This is a genomic window from Ralstonia condita (assembly GCF_958405655.1).
Lineage (GTDB): Bacteria > Pseudomonadota > Gammaproteobacteria > Burkholderiales > Burkholderiaceae > Ralstonia > Ralstonia condita.
Map to the genome: position 1 here is coordinate 24,647 of NZ_CATYWO010000007.1, position 16,164 is coordinate 40,810.

At 66.5% G+C, this 16,164-nt stretch carries 14 protein-coding genes; 11 read left to right on the forward strand and 3 right to left on the reverse strand.

The features are described from left to right. Positions 1–198 precede the first annotated feature (198 nt). From R2N03_RS18120 to R2N03_RS18130, 3 genes are read left to right on the forward strand one after another with little or no spacing between them, the layout of a single operon-like run. Positions 199–2,478 (forward strand): ATP-binding protein, encoded by a 2,280-nt coding sequence (locus R2N03_RS18120; protein ID WP_316659231.1) that lies wholly within the window; start codon positions 199–201, stop codon positions 2,476–2,478. 26 nt (positions 2,479–2,504) lie between these two features. Continuing rightward, positions 2,505–2,972, forward strand: coding sequence for a response regulator (locus R2N03_RS18125; protein WP_316659232.1), 468 nt, complete (start codon positions 2,505–2,507; stop codon positions 2,970–2,972). Positions 2,973–2,997: 25 nt separating this feature from the next. After that, positions 2,998–4,956, forward strand: coding sequence for a hybrid sensor histidine kinase/response regulator (locus R2N03_RS18130; RefSeq protein WP_316659233.1), 1,959 nt, complete (start codon positions 2,998–3,000; stop codon positions 4,954–4,956). A 31-nt stretch (positions 4,957–4,987) separates the two neighbouring features. Here R2N03_RS18130 and R2N03_RS18135 read toward each other — a convergent pair whose 3' ends face one another. Then, complete coding sequence (locus R2N03_RS18135; protein WP_316659234.1) at positions 4,988–5,230, reverse strand: GlsB/YeaQ/YmgE family stress response membrane protein; 243 nt, start codon at positions 5,228–5,230, stop codon at positions 4,988–4,990. A 219-nt stretch (positions 5,231–5,449) separates the two neighbouring features. Here R2N03_RS18135 and hemA point away from each other — a divergent pair, with 219 nt between their 5' ends. The 6 genes from hemA to R2N03_RS18165 all read left to right on the forward strand — a co-directional run bounded on the left by hemA (position 5,450) and on the right by R2N03_RS18165 (position 10,529). After that, positions 5,450–6,757 (forward strand): glutamyl-tRNA reductase, encoded by a 1,308-nt coding sequence (gene hemA, locus R2N03_RS18140; protein WP_316659235.1) that lies wholly within the window; start codon positions 5,450–5,452, stop codon positions 6,755–6,757. A gap of 97 nt (positions 6,758–6,854) precedes the next feature. Continuing rightward, positions 6,855–7,937: a peptide chain release factor 1 gene (prfA, locus tag R2N03_RS18145; RefSeq protein WP_316659236.1), complete on the forward strand. Its 1,083-nt coding sequence runs from the start codon at positions 6,855–6,857 to the stop codon at positions 7,935–7,937. A 183-nt stretch (positions 7,938–8,120) separates the two neighbouring features. Further along, on the forward strand, positions 8,121–8,489 hold the full coding sequence (locus R2N03_RS18150) for a hypothetical protein (protein WP_316659237.1): 369 nt from the start codon (positions 8,121–8,123) through the stop codon (positions 8,487–8,489). A 109-nt stretch (positions 8,490–8,598) separates the two neighbouring features. Further along, a complete protein-coding gene (gene prmC / locus R2N03_RS18155; protein ID WP_316659238.1) occupies positions 8,599–9,501 on the forward strand; it encodes a peptide chain release factor N(5)-glutamine methyltransferase in 903 nt (300 codons plus the stop codon). A gap of 60 nt (positions 9,502–9,561) precedes the next feature. Continuing rightward, positions 9,562–9,873 (forward strand): Grx4 family monothiol glutaredoxin, encoded by a 312-nt coding sequence (gene grxD / locus R2N03_RS18160; RefSeq protein ID WP_199031693.1) that lies wholly within the window; start codon positions 9,562–9,564, stop codon positions 9,871–9,873. Between the two features lie 71 nt (positions 9,874–9,944). Further along, complete coding sequence (locus R2N03_RS18165) at positions 9,945–10,529, forward strand: UbiX family flavin prenyltransferase (RefSeq protein ID WP_316659372.1); 585 nt, start codon at positions 9,945–9,947, stop codon at positions 10,527–10,529. Between the two features lie 30 nt (positions 10,530–10,559). Here R2N03_RS18165 and R2N03_RS18170 read toward each other — a convergent pair whose 3' ends face one another. Then, positions 10,560–10,730, reverse strand: coding sequence for a hypothetical protein (locus R2N03_RS18170; protein ID WP_316659239.1), 171 nt, complete (start codon positions 10,728–10,730; stop codon positions 10,560–10,562). A 122-nt stretch (positions 10,731–10,852) separates the two neighbouring features. After that, positions 10,853–11,575 carry a hypothetical protein gene (locus tag R2N03_RS18175; RefSeq protein ID WP_316659241.1) on the reverse strand — a complete coding sequence of 241 codons (723 nt, stop codon included), beginning with the start codon at positions 11,573–11,575 and terminating at the stop codon, positions 10,853–10,855. A 358-nt stretch (positions 11,576–11,933) separates the two neighbouring features. On the opposite strand from R2N03_RS18175, the gene R2N03_RS18180 reads away from it, so the two are divergent. Both R2N03_RS18180 and mdoH read left to right on the forward strand, forming a co-directional pair. Next, positions 11,934–13,460: a glucan biosynthesis protein G gene (locus R2N03_RS18180; protein WP_316659373.1), complete on the forward strand. Its 1,527-nt coding sequence runs from the start codon at positions 11,934–11,936 to the stop codon at positions 13,458–13,460. Continuing rightward, positions 13,433–16,018, forward strand: coding sequence for a glucans biosynthesis glucosyltransferase MdoH (gene mdoH, locus R2N03_RS18185; RefSeq protein WP_316659242.1), 2,586 nt, complete (start codon positions 13,433–13,435; stop codon positions 16,016–16,018). The genes R2N03_RS18180 and mdoH overlap by 28 nt, the downstream gene beginning before the upstream one ends. The last annotated feature ends 146 nt before the right edge of the window (positions 16,019–16,164 follow it).

Here is a 16,164-nt window from a genome sequence, read left to right on the forward strand (position 1 = left end):
GGGCATCACGTCTTACACACCGGGTGCCGAGGTCGACCCGCGCGCCATGTCCGGAGGACCCGGCAGTACGGCAAAGGCAACCGTCGGGCACGACGCTTGCTGCGGCAACGACGGATACGCAGACCGACCAGTTGTTTGGCGCTGCGCTGCCGCCACGGCCGGTACGCCGGCTCGCGTGCGGCTCCTTCGCACCCGACCATGAGCTTGCATTCGCCCCTGATCGCCGACATCGAGGCCTCGGCAGGCGCCGAGCCCGATGCCACCATCCAGTCGCGCGGCGTGTTGCTGTGCCTGTCCGAGCCTGACCTGCACATCTGCCAGGCGAGCGAAAACCTGGAAGCTGCACTGGGCACGCCGCTGGCGCGAGCATTGCGCGCGCCCGTCGAACACGTGATCGGCGTCGCGGGCCGCGAGCAGATGGCGCGCGCCGTGGCCACGCACCAGATCGACGGCGTCCCGTTGTATTTCGGCACGGTGCAAACGCCTCATGGCCTCTTGCTCGACGCGGTCGTCCATCGGCACCGTGGCGTGCTCCTCCTGGAGCTTGAACCCGCAACGCGTGCCGCCGACGGTGCATTTGCGTCGATGTATCCGCTGGTGCGCACGTTCGTTGCCAGCCTGCAGGCGGTGGAAAGTATCCACGCCCTCACGGATCTGGCGGCACGGGAGGTGCGCCGGATGACAGGCTTCGGCCGGGTCGCGATCCATCACTTCGACGCGGGCGACACGGTGCGCGTGCTGGCGGAGGCCCGAGACCCCGCTTACGACTCGCTGCATGGCGCGCAGTTGCCCGGCACCGACCTGACGCCTGAAATGCGCCGCATGTACGGGCGTAATCCGCTGCGTCTGGTGGCGGACGTCGACGACGCACCGGTTCGGCTGGTACCGCCCCGGAACCCCACCTCGGGGCACGCGACCGATCTGTCCTATGCTGCGCTGCGGGCCCCCTCCGATGCGCAGCGCGAGCCGATGTGCCAGATGGGGGCGAGGGCTGTCCTCACGCTGACCCTCACCGTGCGCGGGCGGCTCTGGGGCCTGATCGCCTGTCATCACGCCACACCCCACACGCTACCGTTCGAGGTGCGACTGGCGTGCGAGCACCTGGCCCAGATTCTTTCGCTGCAGATTGAAGCCAAGGAAGACCGGGAAGAGATCGCGCACCGCCTCGAATTGCGCCGCATCCTCGTGCGCCTGCTGGCAGCCATGGCCGATCGCGACAGCTTCCTCGACGGGTTGCTCGAGCATCCGGCCGACCTGCTGCGTTTTGCCTCGGCCAGCGGGGCGGCCATCGTGCATCAGGGCGAATGCGTTCGCGTGGGCGCCGCGCCCGAGGCCGATAGCATCCTGCAGCTGACCGACTGGCTTGCGAGCGAACACCCGCGCGAGGTGTTCCACACCGATCGCCTGTCGACCGTCTACGCGGCCGGCGCAGCCCTGCTGCCGCACGCCGGGGGCGTGCTCGCTGTCCAGATTTCGCAACTCCATCGTGATTACGTGCTGTGGTTCCGGCCCGAAGCCCCGCAAACGGTGAACTGGGCCGGTGGCGCGCCGCCCGAGCAGGCCGACGAACACGCCGCGCCAGTGCTTGCCCGCACGCACCACTGGCAGCAGCGCATCGCACATACCTCACGCCCGTGGCGGCCGAGCGAAGTGGAAATCGCGGCGGAATTACGCTACGCCGTGCTCAATATCGTCCTGCGCCGCGCCGAGGAGGCCGCCGAACTGGCTGGCGAATTGCGCCGCGCCAATCACGAGCTGGAGGCGTTCTCCTACTCCGTTTCGCACGACTTGCGCGCGCCCCTGCGCCACATCGCCGGCTACGCCGAACTGCTTGGCGAGATGGAGGGCGACCACGTGTCCGCCCGCGGACGGCACTTCCTGCAGACCATCGCCAGCTCGTCGCGCTTTGCCGGCAAGCTGGTCGACGATCTGCTGACGTTCTCGCAAATGGGCCGCGGCGCGCTGCGCCCGACGGACGTGAACCTGACGCAGCTCGTGCGCGGCATCGCACGGGACCTGCGGGCCGATACCGGCGACCGGCACATCGAGTGGGAGATCGCGACGCTGCCCGTGGTGCGCGCCGATCCCGCCTTCCTCCAGCTGGCCGTGCGCAACCTGCTCTCCAATGCCATCAAGTACACGCGCGAGCGCGACCCGGCCCGCATCCGCGTGGATGCTGAGCAACGCCCCGACGAAACCATCGTGCGCATCGCCGACAACGGTGTGGGATTTTCGATGGAGTACGTGGGCAAGCTGTTCGGCGTCTTTCAGCGGCTGCACCGCATGGAGGAATTCGAGGGCACCGGTATCGGCCTGGCCAACGTGCGGCGCATCGTCGAGCGCCACGGCGGCCGCACCTGGGCCGAGGGCGCGCTCGATCGCGGCGCCACGTTCTACTTTGCGCTGCCGCGCGTGCCGCCACCCGAGGCGGATTTCTTACCCGGCACCGCCCGCGCACCAGCGACGCGCGGCGCCTGAATGCGTTCTTTTACGTCGAACCTGCCATGCTCAAACCCATCCTGCTCGTTGAAGACAACCCGAACGACCTCGAGCTGACCTTGCTGGCGCTGGAGCGCAGCCAGCTCGCCAACGATGTGGTCGTGACCCGTGACGGCGCCGAGGCGCTCGACTACCTGCACGCGCGCGGCACCTACGCTGGCCGCGCACCTGGCAACCCTGCCGTCGTCCTGCTCGACCTCAAACTGCCCAAGGTCGACGGGCTCGAAGTGCTGGCCAACATCCGATCCACCCACGCGCTCAAGAGCCTGCCCGTGGTCATGCTCACCTCGTCGCGCGAGGAAATCGACCTGTTGCGCAGCTACGAGCTGGGCGTCAACGCCTATGTGGTCAAGCCGGTCGAGTTCCGCGCGTTTGTCGATGCGATCGCCGACCTGGGCGTGTTCTGGGCTGTGCTCAATGAGCCGCCACCGGGTTCGACCCGCACCCGCCGCGCCACGCACGCCGCCGGCTAGCCTTCTTTCCGACGCACTCGCCCATATGCCCAACCTGCAACTGCTGCTGGTCGAAGACAACCTGCTGGACGCCGAACTGACGCGTGCGCGGCTGGAAACGGCCAATCTGTTGGCGGACACCGTCCTGGTCGACAACGAACCCGACTTTGTCGACCAGCTCAGCACGCGCACCTTCGACGCCATCCTGGCCGACTACATGCTGCCGCAGTTCACTGGCGCGGAGGCGCTGGACATTGCCCGGCGCATGGCGCCGCAGACACCGTTCATCTTCGTCTCGGGCGCGCTGGGCGAGGAGCACGCGGTCGACATGCTCAAGCGCGGGGCGACCGATTACGTGATCAAGCAGCGCCTGCAACGCCTGCCGGTCGTGCTGCTGCGCGCCCTGGCGGAAGCCGCCGAGCGCCGTCAGCGGATCGCCGCCGAAGCCGCGCTGCGTGAGACGGAAACGCACTTCCGCCTGCTCGTCAACGCGCTCAAGGAGCACGCCGTGCTCTCACTCGACCCCGACGGCATCGTGCGGACCTGGAATGCTGCGTCGCGCGGCATCCTCGGCTACGGGCGAGAGGACATCCTCGGCAAATCGGCCGACATCCTGTATCCGCAGGCCGCGCGCGAGGCCGGCGACTTCCAGCGCAAGCTCGACCGCGTGCGCCAGGAAGGCAGCATCAGCGACGACCGCTGGATGCTGCGCAAGGACGGCACGCCATTCTTCGCGTCCAGCGTGGTCACCGCGATCCACAACGAAATGGGCGAGTTGATCGGTTTCTCGAAGATCATCCGCGACGCCACGGAAGACCGCATGGCTGCCGACGCGCTGCGCCGCGCGAAGGAGGAGGCCGAAACAGCCAACCACGCAAAAGATCACTTTCTCGCGGTGCTCTCGCACGAACTGCGCACTCCCCTCACCCCCATCCTGACCGCCGTGCATCTGCTGGAACTGCGCCGCGATCTGCCTCCGGATGTGGTTGCGCAGCTGGAAGTCGTACGCCGCAACGCCGAGCTGGAAGCGCGCCTCATCGACGACCTGCTCGACATCACAGGCATTGCGCGCGGCAAGCTGGCGGTCAGTTTTGCGCCCGTGGATCTCTATCCGCTGCTGGAAAGCACGCTGGAAATGTCGCGCAGCGACATGCAGGAAAAACGCCTGTCGCTCAAGACCCGGTTCGAAGCCCGGCGCAGCACGCTACATGCCGACGGCGCGCGCATTCAGCAAGTCATTTGGAACCTCGTGCGCAACGCGGTGAAGTTCACGCCACCAGGCGGGGCCATCGAGGTGCGCACCTGGAATCCGGGAGCAGGCACCGTGGCGGTCGCGGTCAAGGACACCGGCATCGGCATCGAGCCGGAAGCCCTGCCGCGCATCTTCTCGGCGTTCGAACAGGCCGACGCCTCGATCACGCAGCGCTTTGGCGGGCTGGGACTGGGGCTGGCGATCGCCCATGCGCTGGTGCAGAAGCACGACGGCTCGCTCACCGCAGAAAGCGCGGGCCGGCACCAGGGCGCCACCTTTACGCTCATGTTGCCGGTTGCAGCCGAGCCGACGCAACGCGAGGCAACCCCCGCTCCGCCCATAGCGCGCGCCCAGCCGACGCGCGGTCTACATGTTCTTCTGGTGGAAGACAACGCCGACACGGCCGAGGCCATGGGGCAGGTGCTGGCGATTCTCGGCCACACCGTCACCGTAGCCAGCGGCGCGCAGACGGCCATGCGCGCGGCCGAATCCGGCCCGTTCGATCTGCTCATCAGCGATATCGGCCTGCCGGACGGCAGCGGCCTGGACGTGGTGCGGGCGTTTGGCGAGCGGCACGCGGCGCCGTCGATCGCCATCACGGGCTACGGCATGGAAGAGGACATCGCACGCTGTCACGAAGCTGGCTTTACGGACCACCTGACCAAGCCGGTCGATTTCAAGCGCCTGGAACGGCTGTTGGCGGGGTATCTGGCGGCACGCGATGCAGGTACGGCCGACTTGCGCGCACGCTGAGGCGGCGCGCCGGAACGTCGCACCCGATGTGCTATCGGCGCAACAGGCCCCAGACAGCCGGCGCCAGCATGGCGCCTACCACGGCGGCCGTCCATGCCAGGATCTGTCCGTCGGCATACAGGTGCGCAAACTGGCCGCCGTAGTAGCCGGCCAGGGCGCCCAGCGCGCCCGCCAGCAAGGCTGGGCGCCAGCCCAGGCGCTTGCCCGCCGGATGCAGCCAATGCGCCGCACCGCCCACCGCCAGCCCGATCCAAAGCGGCCCCAACCACCCCATCGTTGTCTCCGTGTTGCCGTGTCCATTCCGTTGGACGCGTACCTTAGCGCAAGGCCGGGCGGAAGGCCACGGCCGGGCGCCCTGCGTACCGTGATGGATACCACACATGTCTCGGGTCAGCCTCATCGTATTTGACCTGCATCCTGTCGAGGCGCAGGGCCGGCGTTATAATTCACACGGCTCAAAAATTGTGCCGATCTCCCCAACCGGCCGCCCCACATGCAGTTGCTGACCCTCGGAATCAACCACCACACGGCGCCGCTTTCCCTGCGCGAGAAGGTGGCGTTTCCGCTCGAGCAGCTCAAGCCCGCGCTGACCACGCTGCGCCAGCACCTGCCGCACCGCAAGAACACGGCCGAAGCGGCCATCCTGTCCACCTGCAACCGTACCGAGCTCTACTGCGCCACCGACGGCAACCTGCCCGAAGAGACCGCGCATGAGCACGCGATCCGATGGCTGGCACAGCACCACAACATCGACCCCGGCGAACTCGCGCCCCATGTGTATTCGCTCGGGCAATCGCTGGCGGTGCGCCACGCCTTTCGCGTGGCCAGCGGCCTCGACTCGATGGTGCTGGGGGAAACGCAGATCCTCGGCCAGATGAAGGACGCCGTGCGTACCGCCACCGAGGCTGGTGCGCTGGGCACGTACCTGAATCAGCTGTTCCAGCGCACGTTCGCGGTGGCCAAGGAGGTGCGCGGCACCACCGAAATCGGCGCGCACTCGGTGTCGATGGCCGCTGCCGCCGTGCGCCTGGCGCAGCGCATCTTTGAGTCGATCGCCGAGCAGCGCGTGCTGTTCATCGGCGCCGGCGAGATGATCGAGCTATGCGCCACCCACTTCGCCGCGCAGATGCCGCGCGAGGTCGTGATCGCCAACCGCACGCTCGAGCGCGGCGAGAAGCTGGCCGAGGCGCTGTCTAACCAGGGCCTGAACGCCCGCGCCGTGCGCCTGGCTGAGTTGCCGACCAAGCTGGCCGATTTCGATATCGTTGTGTCGTGTACGGCGAGCACGCTGCCCATCATCGGGCTGGGCGCCGTCGAGCGCGCCATCAAGCAGCGCCGCCATCGCCCGATGTTCATGGTCGACCTGGCCGTGCCGCGCGACATCGAGCCGGAAGTGTCGCGCCTGTCCGATGTCTTTCTCTACACAGTGGACGATCTTGGTGCCATCGTGCGCGAAGGCAATGCGCTGCGGCAGGCCGCCGTTGCCCAAGCAGAAGCCATCATCGAGACACGCGTGCAGAACTTCATGCACTGGCTGGACGCGCGCAGCGTGGTGCCGATCATCCGCGACCTGCACGCACAAGCCGAAACGCTGCGCCAGGGCGAACTCGAACGCGCGCAACGCATGCTTGCGCGTGGTGACGATCCGGCGCTGGTGCTGGAGGCGCTCTCGCAGGCGCTGACGAAGAAATTCCTCCATGGCCCGACGCACGCGCTCAACCACGCGCAAGGCGAAGGCCGTGAACAACTCATCGACTTGCTGCCGGCACTGTTCCGGCAGTCCAGCCACTCCGAGCGCTAGCGGCCATTGCGTCGCCTGCGTGCCGCCCAGGCACGCGACTTCCGGCGCGGTATGATGCGCCGCCCTCGCTTCCAGCGTTTCCTCCGCGACTGCCCGAATGAAGCCCAGCATGCTGTCCAAGCTCGACCAACTGGCCGAGCGCATCGTCGAAATCAACGCGCTGCTTGCGCGTGAAGACGCCACCGCCAACCTCGACCAATACCGTAAGCTCACGCGCGAACACGCCGAGCTGGAGCCCGTGGTCGCGCAATTTGCCGCGTGGAAGCAGGCGGAGGAAGACATCGCCACCGCGCAGGAGCTGGCGGCCGATCCGGACATGAAGGCGTTTGCCGAAGACGAACTTCGCGCGGCCCGCGAGCGCATGGAAACCCTCGAAGGCGAGTTGCAGCGCCTGCTGCTGCCGAAGGACCCAAACGACCATCGCAACATCTTCGTGGAAATCCGCGCCGGCACGGGCGGCGATGAATCCGCGCTCTTTGCCGGCGACCTGCTGCGCATGTACACGCGCTACGCCGAACGTCAGCGCTGGCAGGTGGAGATCGTGAGCGAATCGCCGTCGGACCTGGGCGGCTACAAGGAAGTGATTGCGCGGCTGGTCGGCGAAGGTGCGTACTCGCGCCTGAAGTTCGAATCGGGCGGCCACCGCGTGCAGCGCGTGCCGGCCACGGAGGCGCAGGGACGCATCCACACGTCAGCCTGCACCGTGGCGATCATGCCCGAGGCCGATGCGCTGGCCGACATCCAGATCAATCCGGCCGATCTGCGCATCGATACGTTCCGCGCGTCGGGGGCGGGCGGCCAGCACATCAACAAGACGGATTCGGCCGTGCGCATCACGCACCTGCCGACCGGCCTGGTGGTGGAGTGCCAGGACGACCGCAGCCAGCACCGCAACAAGGACCGCGCCATGCAGGTCCTCGCCGCGCGCCTGAAGGATCGCCAGGAGCGCGAGGCGCAAGCCAGGGAAGCCAGCGCCCGCAAGAGCCTGATCGGCTCGGGCGACCGCTCCGACCGCATCCGCACGTACAACTTCCCGCAGGGCCGCGTGACCGATCATCGCATCAACCTGACGCTGTACAAGATCGACGCCATCATGGACGGCGACCTTGATGAACTGGTCGGCGCGTTGGCCGCTGAGCACCAGGCGGAACAGCTCGCCGCGCTGGGCGAAGACGCCTGATCCCCGAATCGTTAAAAAGCGCGCCCTCCGTAACATCCGCTTGCGTTTGATACAGCTTTGCGCGATGGCGCGCCGGTCCTGCGTTCCTATAATCGATCTCGATCGCGCCGAGTGCGCCGCCGGTCGCATCCGGCACCCTTTCCCCTAACAGGCGCGACGCCCACCACGATCAGGAGAATCGCAATGCGTAACCCACTGCTGGCCGTCACGGTCGCCACCACCCTCGCCCTGAGCCTGGCCGCTTGCGGCAAAAAGGACGAAGCGGCCGATCAAGCCGCGAAAAGCGCCATGGAGCAGTCGAAAGACGCCGCCAAGCAGGCCGTCGACAACGCCGGCACCGCTGTGAGCAAGGCCGCCGACGCTGCCAAGGTGGAGATGTCGCAAGCCGCGTCGAACGCGCAAGCGGCGGCATCCGATGCGCTGTCCCAGGCCAAGGACGCTGCCAAGGAAGCCGCCGACAAGACGGCCGACGCAGCCAAGACGGCCGCCGATAAGACTGCGGACGCAACCAAAGCGGCCGCGGACAAGGTGAAGGACGCGGCCAAGCAGTAAGCGTCGCGCCCTCTTACCGACGTGCTCACGGGCTCGCGCCGCACCGGCCGGGCCCGTGTTATTTTGTGCGCCCGATCCTTGCCGTCGCCGTCCCGCCCATCTGCCCGCCGTGTCGTCCGTTCCTGCCATTCCGCCCGAAACCCTCGCCCGCGTCACCGATGCGCTGACTGCGCTCGCCCGGGCTGGCCTGCCCGCACTGGAGGCACGCATGCTGGTCTCGCACGTGACCGGGCTGTCGCGTGTGCAGCTCATCACGCAGGACACCCGTGCCCTGGATGCCGCCGCGCGCCAGCAGATCAGCGAACTCGCCGCGCGGCGCCTGGCCGGCGAGCCGATGGCCTATCTGGTGGGCGAGCGCGAGTTCTTCGGCAGGACATTCCAGGTAACGCCCGCGGTGCTGATCCCGCGCCCCGACACCGAACTGCTGGTCGAGCAGGCACTGGACCGCATGGAAGCGTTTGACGCCCCCACTGTGCTCGATCTCGGCACCGGCAGCGGCATCATCGCCATCACCATTGCGCTGGCGCGGCGTGACGCGCGCGTTTGGGCTACCGATGCGTCTGCCGAGGCACTGGCCGTGGCGACCGGCAACGCCCAGGCGCTTGGGGCAACCCAACTGCACACTGCGCTGGGCGATTGGTACGGCGCACTCGCCAAGACCGACGCGCCGCGCACCTTCGAGCTGATCGTGAGCAACCCGCCCTACATTGCGGCCGCCGATGACCATCTCGGCCAAGGCGATCTGCGGTTCGAGCCAGCCGGTGCGCTCACCGATCACAGCGATGGCCTGCAGCACCTGCGTGCCATCATCACCGGCGCCCCGGCACACCTGGCATCCGGGGGCTGGCTGCTGCTGGAACACGGCTACGATCAGGGCGATGCCGTGCGCGTGCTGCTGCTCGATGCCGGTTTTGCCCAGGTCTTCACCACACAGGACCTCGCCGGTCAGGACCGCTGCAGCGGTGGACAGTGGCGGGATCAAAACGCCGCCGGGCGTTCCTCGCTAAAATAGCCAAGTTTTCCAATGCGGACGCGGCGTCCTTGCCGCTCCCTCAACGAATCGAGTCTCCTCATGAGCACCACGCACGAAAAGATCGACCAGATCGTCAAAGGCCACCCCGTCGTCCTCTTCATGAAGGGCACGGCGCAGTTCCCGATGTGCGGCTTCTCGGGCCGTGCCATCCAGATCCTGAAGGCATGTGGCGTCGACCAGCCGCACACCGTCAACGTGCTGGAGGACGACGAAATCCGCCAAGGCATCAAGGAGTACGCGAACTGGCCGACCATTCCGCAGCTTTACGTCAAGGGTGAGTTCATCGGCGGGTCGGACATCATGATGGAGATGTACCAGAGCGGCGAACTGCAGCCGCTGCTGGCCGCCTGAGCATCGTTGCGGTTTCCAGCGTGACCTCGCCTCTGACCAGCGCCGCTCCCGGCTCGACCGACACGCAGCGCATGCGACGCATCATCGTGGCCATCACGGGCGCCTCTGGGGCGATCTATGGGGTGCGGCTGCTGCAGGTCCTGCAAGGGTTGCGTGAATCGGCGGGCGTGGAGTCGCACCTGCTGATGTCGCCTGCCGGGCTGATGAATGTGCAGCATGAACTGCACATGGCACGCGAAGAAGTGGAAGCGCTCGCGCACGTGGTGCATAACGTGCGCGACATTGGCGCCACGATCGCCAGCGGTTCGTTTGCGGCCGAGTCGATGGTGGTGGCGCCGTGTTCGATGAAAACGCTCGCCGCTGTCGCACACGGTCTGTCGGACAACCTCATCGCACGCGCAGCGGACGTCACGCTCAAGGAGCGTCGCCGCCTGATCCTGATGGTGCGTGAAACACCGTTGAATCTTGCGCATCTGCGCAACATGACCGCCGTGACCGAGATGGGCGGCATTGTCTTCCCACCCGTACCCGGCTTTTATCAGCGGCCCAAGACCATCGACGACCTGGTCGACCATACGATTGGGCGCGTACTCGACCTCCTGGGCCTGCCGCAGACGCTGGCGCCAGGCTGGCCGGGTCTTCGCTCGGCAGGGTAGCGCGTCACGCGATCCGCCATCGGCCCATGCTCAGCGGTGGTAATAGTTGAAGCGCACCGACGGCCCCCAGTAACCATAACCGCCGTAGTAGGCGGGAGCGGGCGCCACATAAACCGGCGCGGGCGCGACGGCCACAGGCGCTGGATACACTGCACAGCCCCCTAGCGTCACTGCCATCAGGGCCAGAGCCACGAGTTTCATGATTTGCGTCCTTTTAGCCCCTCAAGTGGGGCCGTGGGGACGTTATAAACCGCGCCGGGCGGCGCGCGCGTCATGCGTCTGTAAGCAATGTAACGACACGCTACGAACGTGTGTCCGTCAGTTCACTGATGTGATGCAGGCTTGGCTGGAGCCGGTTTGCTGGTCGCTGCAGGCGTTGAGGCCGCCACACTGCTCGCCGCCTTAGGTGCGTCCGGATCGACTTCTGCGCGCATCTGCTCCATCACGGCTCCGGCGCGGGGTGCCCACAGAAATTCCACCGTGCCATTCTGCGGCGCTTCGGGAATCGCATACATCGTGACGATCGTCTGGTGACCGGCCCAGCGCGCGCGCAGCGAATCCACCGTCTTGCCCGACTTCAACTTGAGCGGCGCCTTGCCCTCCTGGGCGGGCTTGCCGTAGCGGTCCGACAGCGCCTGGAAAATACGTTGCTCCGTCTCCACCCCGCGCGTGGGCACAAAGAGCCCGGCGACGTTGCCCTGGTCAATCAGCAACACCGCCTGCGGGCCATCCATCAACTCCGGCCGCTTGGCAGGAGGCACCCCCAGCGAGCGCGTGCGTCCATGCGACTCAAGCGCGTCGGAGCAGTATTCGGAGACATCCTTACCGCCGTCGGCCCGTACGTCCTGGCATGAAGGTAACTTGGGCAGGGGCTTGCCGAGCGGGAACGCATCGAGCAGCACCGCCACATCGCCCGGATCGCGTACCGCGCGCGGCGACGCAGCAGATTTCGGGTCGGCGGGTGCCGCGAACGACACCGATGCGAGCATCGACGTCGAAAAAGCAAGCGCAGCGAACGTGGCAGCGTGGCGCGTCCAGCGGGTCATGCGAACTCCATGAAAGTAAGCCGAGAGTGTGCCACGAGGCGTGGCGTACGCGGGTCTGACCCTCGCCCATCGTGCGACGTTCCGCCACCCATCTTCCAATGCGCCGCCACCGGAAGGTTTACACACGAATTGACGCAGTTGCCGGCAGCATGACAGCCGAAAACGTTATCAAAATGTTGCCGGTTTTGATCTGGCTAAGGTCGGGCGAGTAGAATCTCCGCGGCACAGACGAATGACCGGCAGGCTTTAGGCGTCACTTTTCTTGGGCCAGCCGCATAAACGCGATCTCATTTTGAACACCCCCTACGCTGTTCTTCCCTTGTCCCCCGCCCCGCAGCGGGCCTTGCGCGCGCGTTCGGTGGCAAATTACGCGCGGCTGGCCATCGGCCTGGTGGCGCTGATCTCAGCCCAGGCTGCGCTCGCCTTCGGCTTCAACGACGTGGCCGTGCGTGCGCGACAACTGGCGGCCAAGCCTTACCAGGCGCCAGCCGATACCCTGCCGCGCCAGTTGCGCGAACTGCGCTACGACCAGTACCGCGAGATCCGCTTCAAGTCGGACCAGGCCTACTGGCGCAAAGACAAGCTGCCATTCGAACTCGGCTTCTTCCATGAGGGCTCGTACTACGACCAGCCGGTGAAGATCAACGAGGTCTCGCCGGCCGGTGTGCGTGAAATCCGCTTCGATCCCCGCCTGTTCGACTACGGTCCGGTGAAGCTGGACCCGAAACAGGTCCAGAAGCTGGGCTTTGCCGGGTTCCGCGTGCACTACGCCATGAACACGCCCAAGTACAAGGACGAAGTCATCGTTTTCCTGGGCGCGTCGTATTTCCGCGCGATTGGCAAGGGACAGGTCTACGGCCTGTCCGCGCGCGGTCTGGCGATCGACACCGCGCTCAATTCGGGCGAGGAGTTTCCCCGCTTCACGGATTTCTGGATCGAGCGCCCTACCGCGAATGCGAAGACGCTGACGATCTACGCCCTGCTCAACTCGCGCCGCGCCACGGGCGCCTATCGCTTCGTCATCAAGCCGGGCACCGATACCGTGGTCGACGTGAAGGCGCAGGTCTACATGCGCGAAAACGTTAGCAAGCTGGCCGTCGCGCCGCTCACGAGCATGTTCTTCTTCGGCGAGAACCAGCCAGCCGCCGCGCTGGATTTCCGCCCGGAAGTCCATGACTCGGATGGACTGTCCGTGCTCTCCGGCACCGGTGAGTGGATCTGGCGCCCGCTGACGAACCCGAAGCGCCTGCTGGTCAGCTCCTTTGCGACCACCAACCCGGGCGGCTTCGGCCTGATGCAACGTGACCGTGCGTTCGCGAGCTATGAAGAGATCGGCGATCGCTACGAGTTGCGGCCAAGCGCCTGGGTGGAGCCCGTAGGCAAGTGGGGCGCCGGCCGCGTGGAGCTGGTGCAGATCCCCACGCCCGATGAGACCAACGACAACGTCGTCGCGTATTGGGTACCGCAGACTCCACCAAAGCCACTGCAGCCGTTCAACCTGGAATACCGCCTGCTGTGGCAGAAGGACGGCGACAGGAAGCCCGCGCTGGCCTGGGTCACGCAGACACGCCGCTCACACGGCTGGACGACCAAGCGGCCCGACGAGCGCAAGCCAGACGACACCATCGCCTTCGTGGTCGACTTCGAGGGTCCGGCGCTGAGCAAGCTGCCGCCCAACGCCCCGGTTGAGCCGGTGTTTTCGGCGGATGCCAACGGCAAGATCGAATCGATCTTCGGTCAACCCAACACCGCGACCGGCGGCTGGCGCGTTACCGTGCGCCTCAAGCGGGTCGACGACGACAAACCCGTCGAGCTGCGCGGCTACCTGCGCAGCGGCGGCAACGGACTTTCAGAGACGTGGAGCTATCTGCTACCTCCGGGCTAAACGCCCAGACTGGCGGCGCCGCTGGCGCCGTCCCCTCCACCCCCCTCGCCACGGCGCGATCCGTGGCTGATCAGTATCTTGAAGCGCTGCCGCTGGCGCCGGACGCGCGCGCCGCACTGCTGCGCGATGCCGACGTCTCGGCCAGCGACGACGCTGCCGCAGCGCTGGCCAAGCTGCATCATGCGCTGGCCAAGCTGGACCCGGCGCAGACCGCCTCGCTCGAAGCGAGCGCGCCCACTTATGCATCGGTCGGTGCGCGACTGGATGCCGCGTATGGCGCCAAGCACGCCGATGGCGTATCCGCTGAGCCCGCCCCGCCGCTGGAACACGACAGTCACGGCCGCATCCACCTGGATACCGGCCCCGCACCCGCGCGGCGGTCGATGGTGCCGTGGCCCTGGGTGCTCGGTCCGATCTGGCGCGCGCGCAGGGCCCTCGATCGCTGGATGCACGGCGGCCAGGCACCGGCGCCTTACGAAGCGCCCGACTCGCCGGACCCCAAAGGCATCTGGCGCTTTGTCGGATCGCGTCGACGCCTGACGCTGCTGGCGCTGATGATCGCGCAGACCATCGCCGCGACGTGGGCGATGAGCACGGTGCTGCCGTATCACGGCCGCGACTGGCTCGAGGCCATCATCATCGTGCTGTTTGCAGTGCTGTTCTGCTGGGTGTCGGCGGGGTTCTGGACCGCCATCACAGGCTTCCTGCTGCTGGCCTTCAAGGGCGACCGCTTCGTCATCTCGCGCCGCGCGGCACCCAATGCGCCGATCCCGTCCGATGCACGCACCGCCATCGTCATGCCGATCTGCAACGAGGATGTGCAGCGCGTGTTCGCCGGGCTGCGCGCGACGTACGAATCGCTGCAGCGTACCGGGCACCTTGAGCACTTCGATTTCTTCGTGCTGTCGGACTCAGGCGACCCCGACATCCGCACGGCGGAAGCCGACGCCTGGCTGCACATCTGCCGCGCGCTCGATGGCTTCGGCCGCATCTTCTACCGCTGGCGCCGCCACCGCGTGAAGCGCAAGAGCGGCAACATCGACGATTTCTGCCGGCGCTGGGGCGGCAAATACCGCTACATGATCGTGCTCGACGCCGATAGCGTGATGAGCGGCGATTGCCTGACGCGCCTCGTGCAATTGATGGAAGGGGCGCCAGGCGCGGGCATCATCCAGACCGCACCGCGCGCCGCTGGCCGCGACACCCTGTATGCGCGTATCCAGCAGTTCGCCACGCGCGTATACGGGCCGCTGTTCACCGCCGGCCTGCACTACTGGCAGCTCGGCGAATCGCACTACTGGGGCCACAACGCCATCATCCGGCTGGCTCCGTTCATCAAGCATTGCGCGCTGGCGCCGATTCCGGGCAAGGGCTCACTGGCGGGCGAAATCATGTCGCACGACTTTGTCGAAGCCGCGTTGATGCGCCGTGCCGGCTGGGCCGTGTGGATCGCCTACGACCTGGACGGCAGCTACGAAGAAATGCCGCCCAACCTGCTCGACGAGCTGGGCCGCGACCGCCGCTGGTGCCACGGCAACCTCATGAACTTCCGCCTGTTCGGCGCGCCCGGTTTCCACCGCGTTCACCGCGCCGTGTTCATCACCGGCGTCATGGCGTACCTGTCGGCACCGCTGTGGTTTCTGTTCCTGTTGCTGTCCACGGCCTTGCTGGCCAAGCACACGTTGATCGCGCCGGAGTACTTCACCCAGCCGCGCCAACTGTTTCCGATCTGGCCTGAGTGGCATCCCGAGAAGGCCGCCGCGCTATTTTCGGCAACGGCCACTGTGCTGTTCCTGCCGAAAATCCTGAGTGTGCTGGTGCTGTGGGCACAGGGGCCCAAGCGCTTTGGCGGTGCAGTCCACTTGGCGCTGTCGATGGTGATCGAGGCGGCGTTTTCAGTGCTGGCAGCGCCGGTGCGCATGCTGTTCCATACACGCTTCGTGACGGCAGCGTTTCTCGGTTGGAAGGTGCACTGGAAGTCGCCTCCGCGTGAGGATGCGCAAACGCACTGGAGCGACGCCGTGCGGCGCCACGGTCTGCATACGGTAATCGGCCTCGTCTGGGCGGCTATCGTCTACTGGCTGAACCCGAGTTTCCTGTGGTGGCTCTCGCCGGTGGTGGGTGCGCTGATCGTCTCCATTCCGCTGTCGGTCCTGTCCAGCCGAGTGAGTCTGGGTCGGCGCATGCGACGGCTGCGCCTGTTCATGATCCCGGAAGAGGTGCGTCCGCCTCGTGAGCTACGTGCCACCCGCAAGCACTTGCGCAATGCCCCTTCGATGCCGGATTTCCGGCAGGCGGTGGTCGACCCGGTCACCAATGCACTGATGTGCGCCATCGGCACGACGCGCTTGCCGCATGACCCGGGCCTCGTGGCCGTGCGTGAAGCCACCGTACGTCACGCGCTGGAAGTCGGCCCCGACCAGCTGACGGGCAAGCAGAAGCTGGTACTGCTGTCCGATCCGCTGGCGCTGTCCGCGCTGCACCTGGCGGTATGGTCGTCTCCGGAGCAGCGCACAATGTGGCTTCCCGCCGAAGCGGGAAGTGAGCAGGTTGCCTGACGCGGCCTGCCGCCCGGCTTTGCGGGCGAAGCGTTTTACTTTCCGTTACATCGGTAGGAGTTACGTATCACCTGAAGCGCCCGGGCATTCATAGAATGGCTTCAACAACCTGATACATGAAGTCGACACGGCATCCCTGCCCCGGC

Excerpts from the sequence above, each read along its gene's own strand:
- R2N03_RS18125 (WP_316659232.1), top strand. The coding sequence starts at position 2,505 with ATGCTCAAACCCATCCTGCTCGTTGAAGACAACCCGAACGACCTCGAG.
- grxD (WP_199031693.1), top strand. The coding sequence starts at position 9,562 with ATGAGCACCACGCACGAAAAGATCGACCAGATCGTCAAAGGCCACCCC.
- R2N03_RS18165 (WP_316659372.1), top strand. The coding sequence starts at position 9,945 with ATGCGACGCATCATCGTGGCCATCACGGGCGCCTCTGGGGCGATCTAT.
- R2N03_RS18120 (WP_316659231.1), top strand. The coding sequence starts at position 199 with ATGAGCTTGCATTCGCCCCTGATCGCCGACATCGAGGCCTCGGCAGGC.
- prfA (WP_316659236.1), top strand. The coding sequence starts at position 6,855 with ATGAAGCCCAGCATGCTGTCCAAGCTCGACCAACTGGCCGAGCGCATC.
- R2N03_RS18170 (WP_316659239.1), bottom strand. The coding sequence starts at position 10,730 with ATGAAACTCGTGGCTCTGGCCCTGATGGCAGTGACGCTAGGGGGCTGT.
- hemA (WP_316659235.1), top strand. The coding sequence starts at position 5,450 with ATGCAGTTGCTGACCCTCGGAATCAACCACCACACGGCGCCGCTTTCC.
- R2N03_RS18130 (WP_316659233.1), top strand. The coding sequence starts at position 2,998 with ATGCCCAACCTGCAACTGCTGCTGGTCGAAGACAACCTGCTGGACGCC.
- R2N03_RS18175 (WP_316659241.1), bottom strand. The coding sequence starts at position 11,575 with ATGACCCGCTGGACGCGCCACGCTGCCACGTTCGCTGCGCTTGCTTTT.
- R2N03_RS18135 (WP_316659234.1), bottom strand. The coding sequence starts at position 5,230 with ATGGGGTGGTTGGGGCCGCTTTGGATCGGGCTGGCGGTGGGCGGTGCG.
- R2N03_RS18150 (WP_316659237.1), top strand. The coding sequence starts at position 8,121 with ATGCGTAACCCACTGCTGGCCGTCACGGTCGCCACCACCCTCGCCCTG.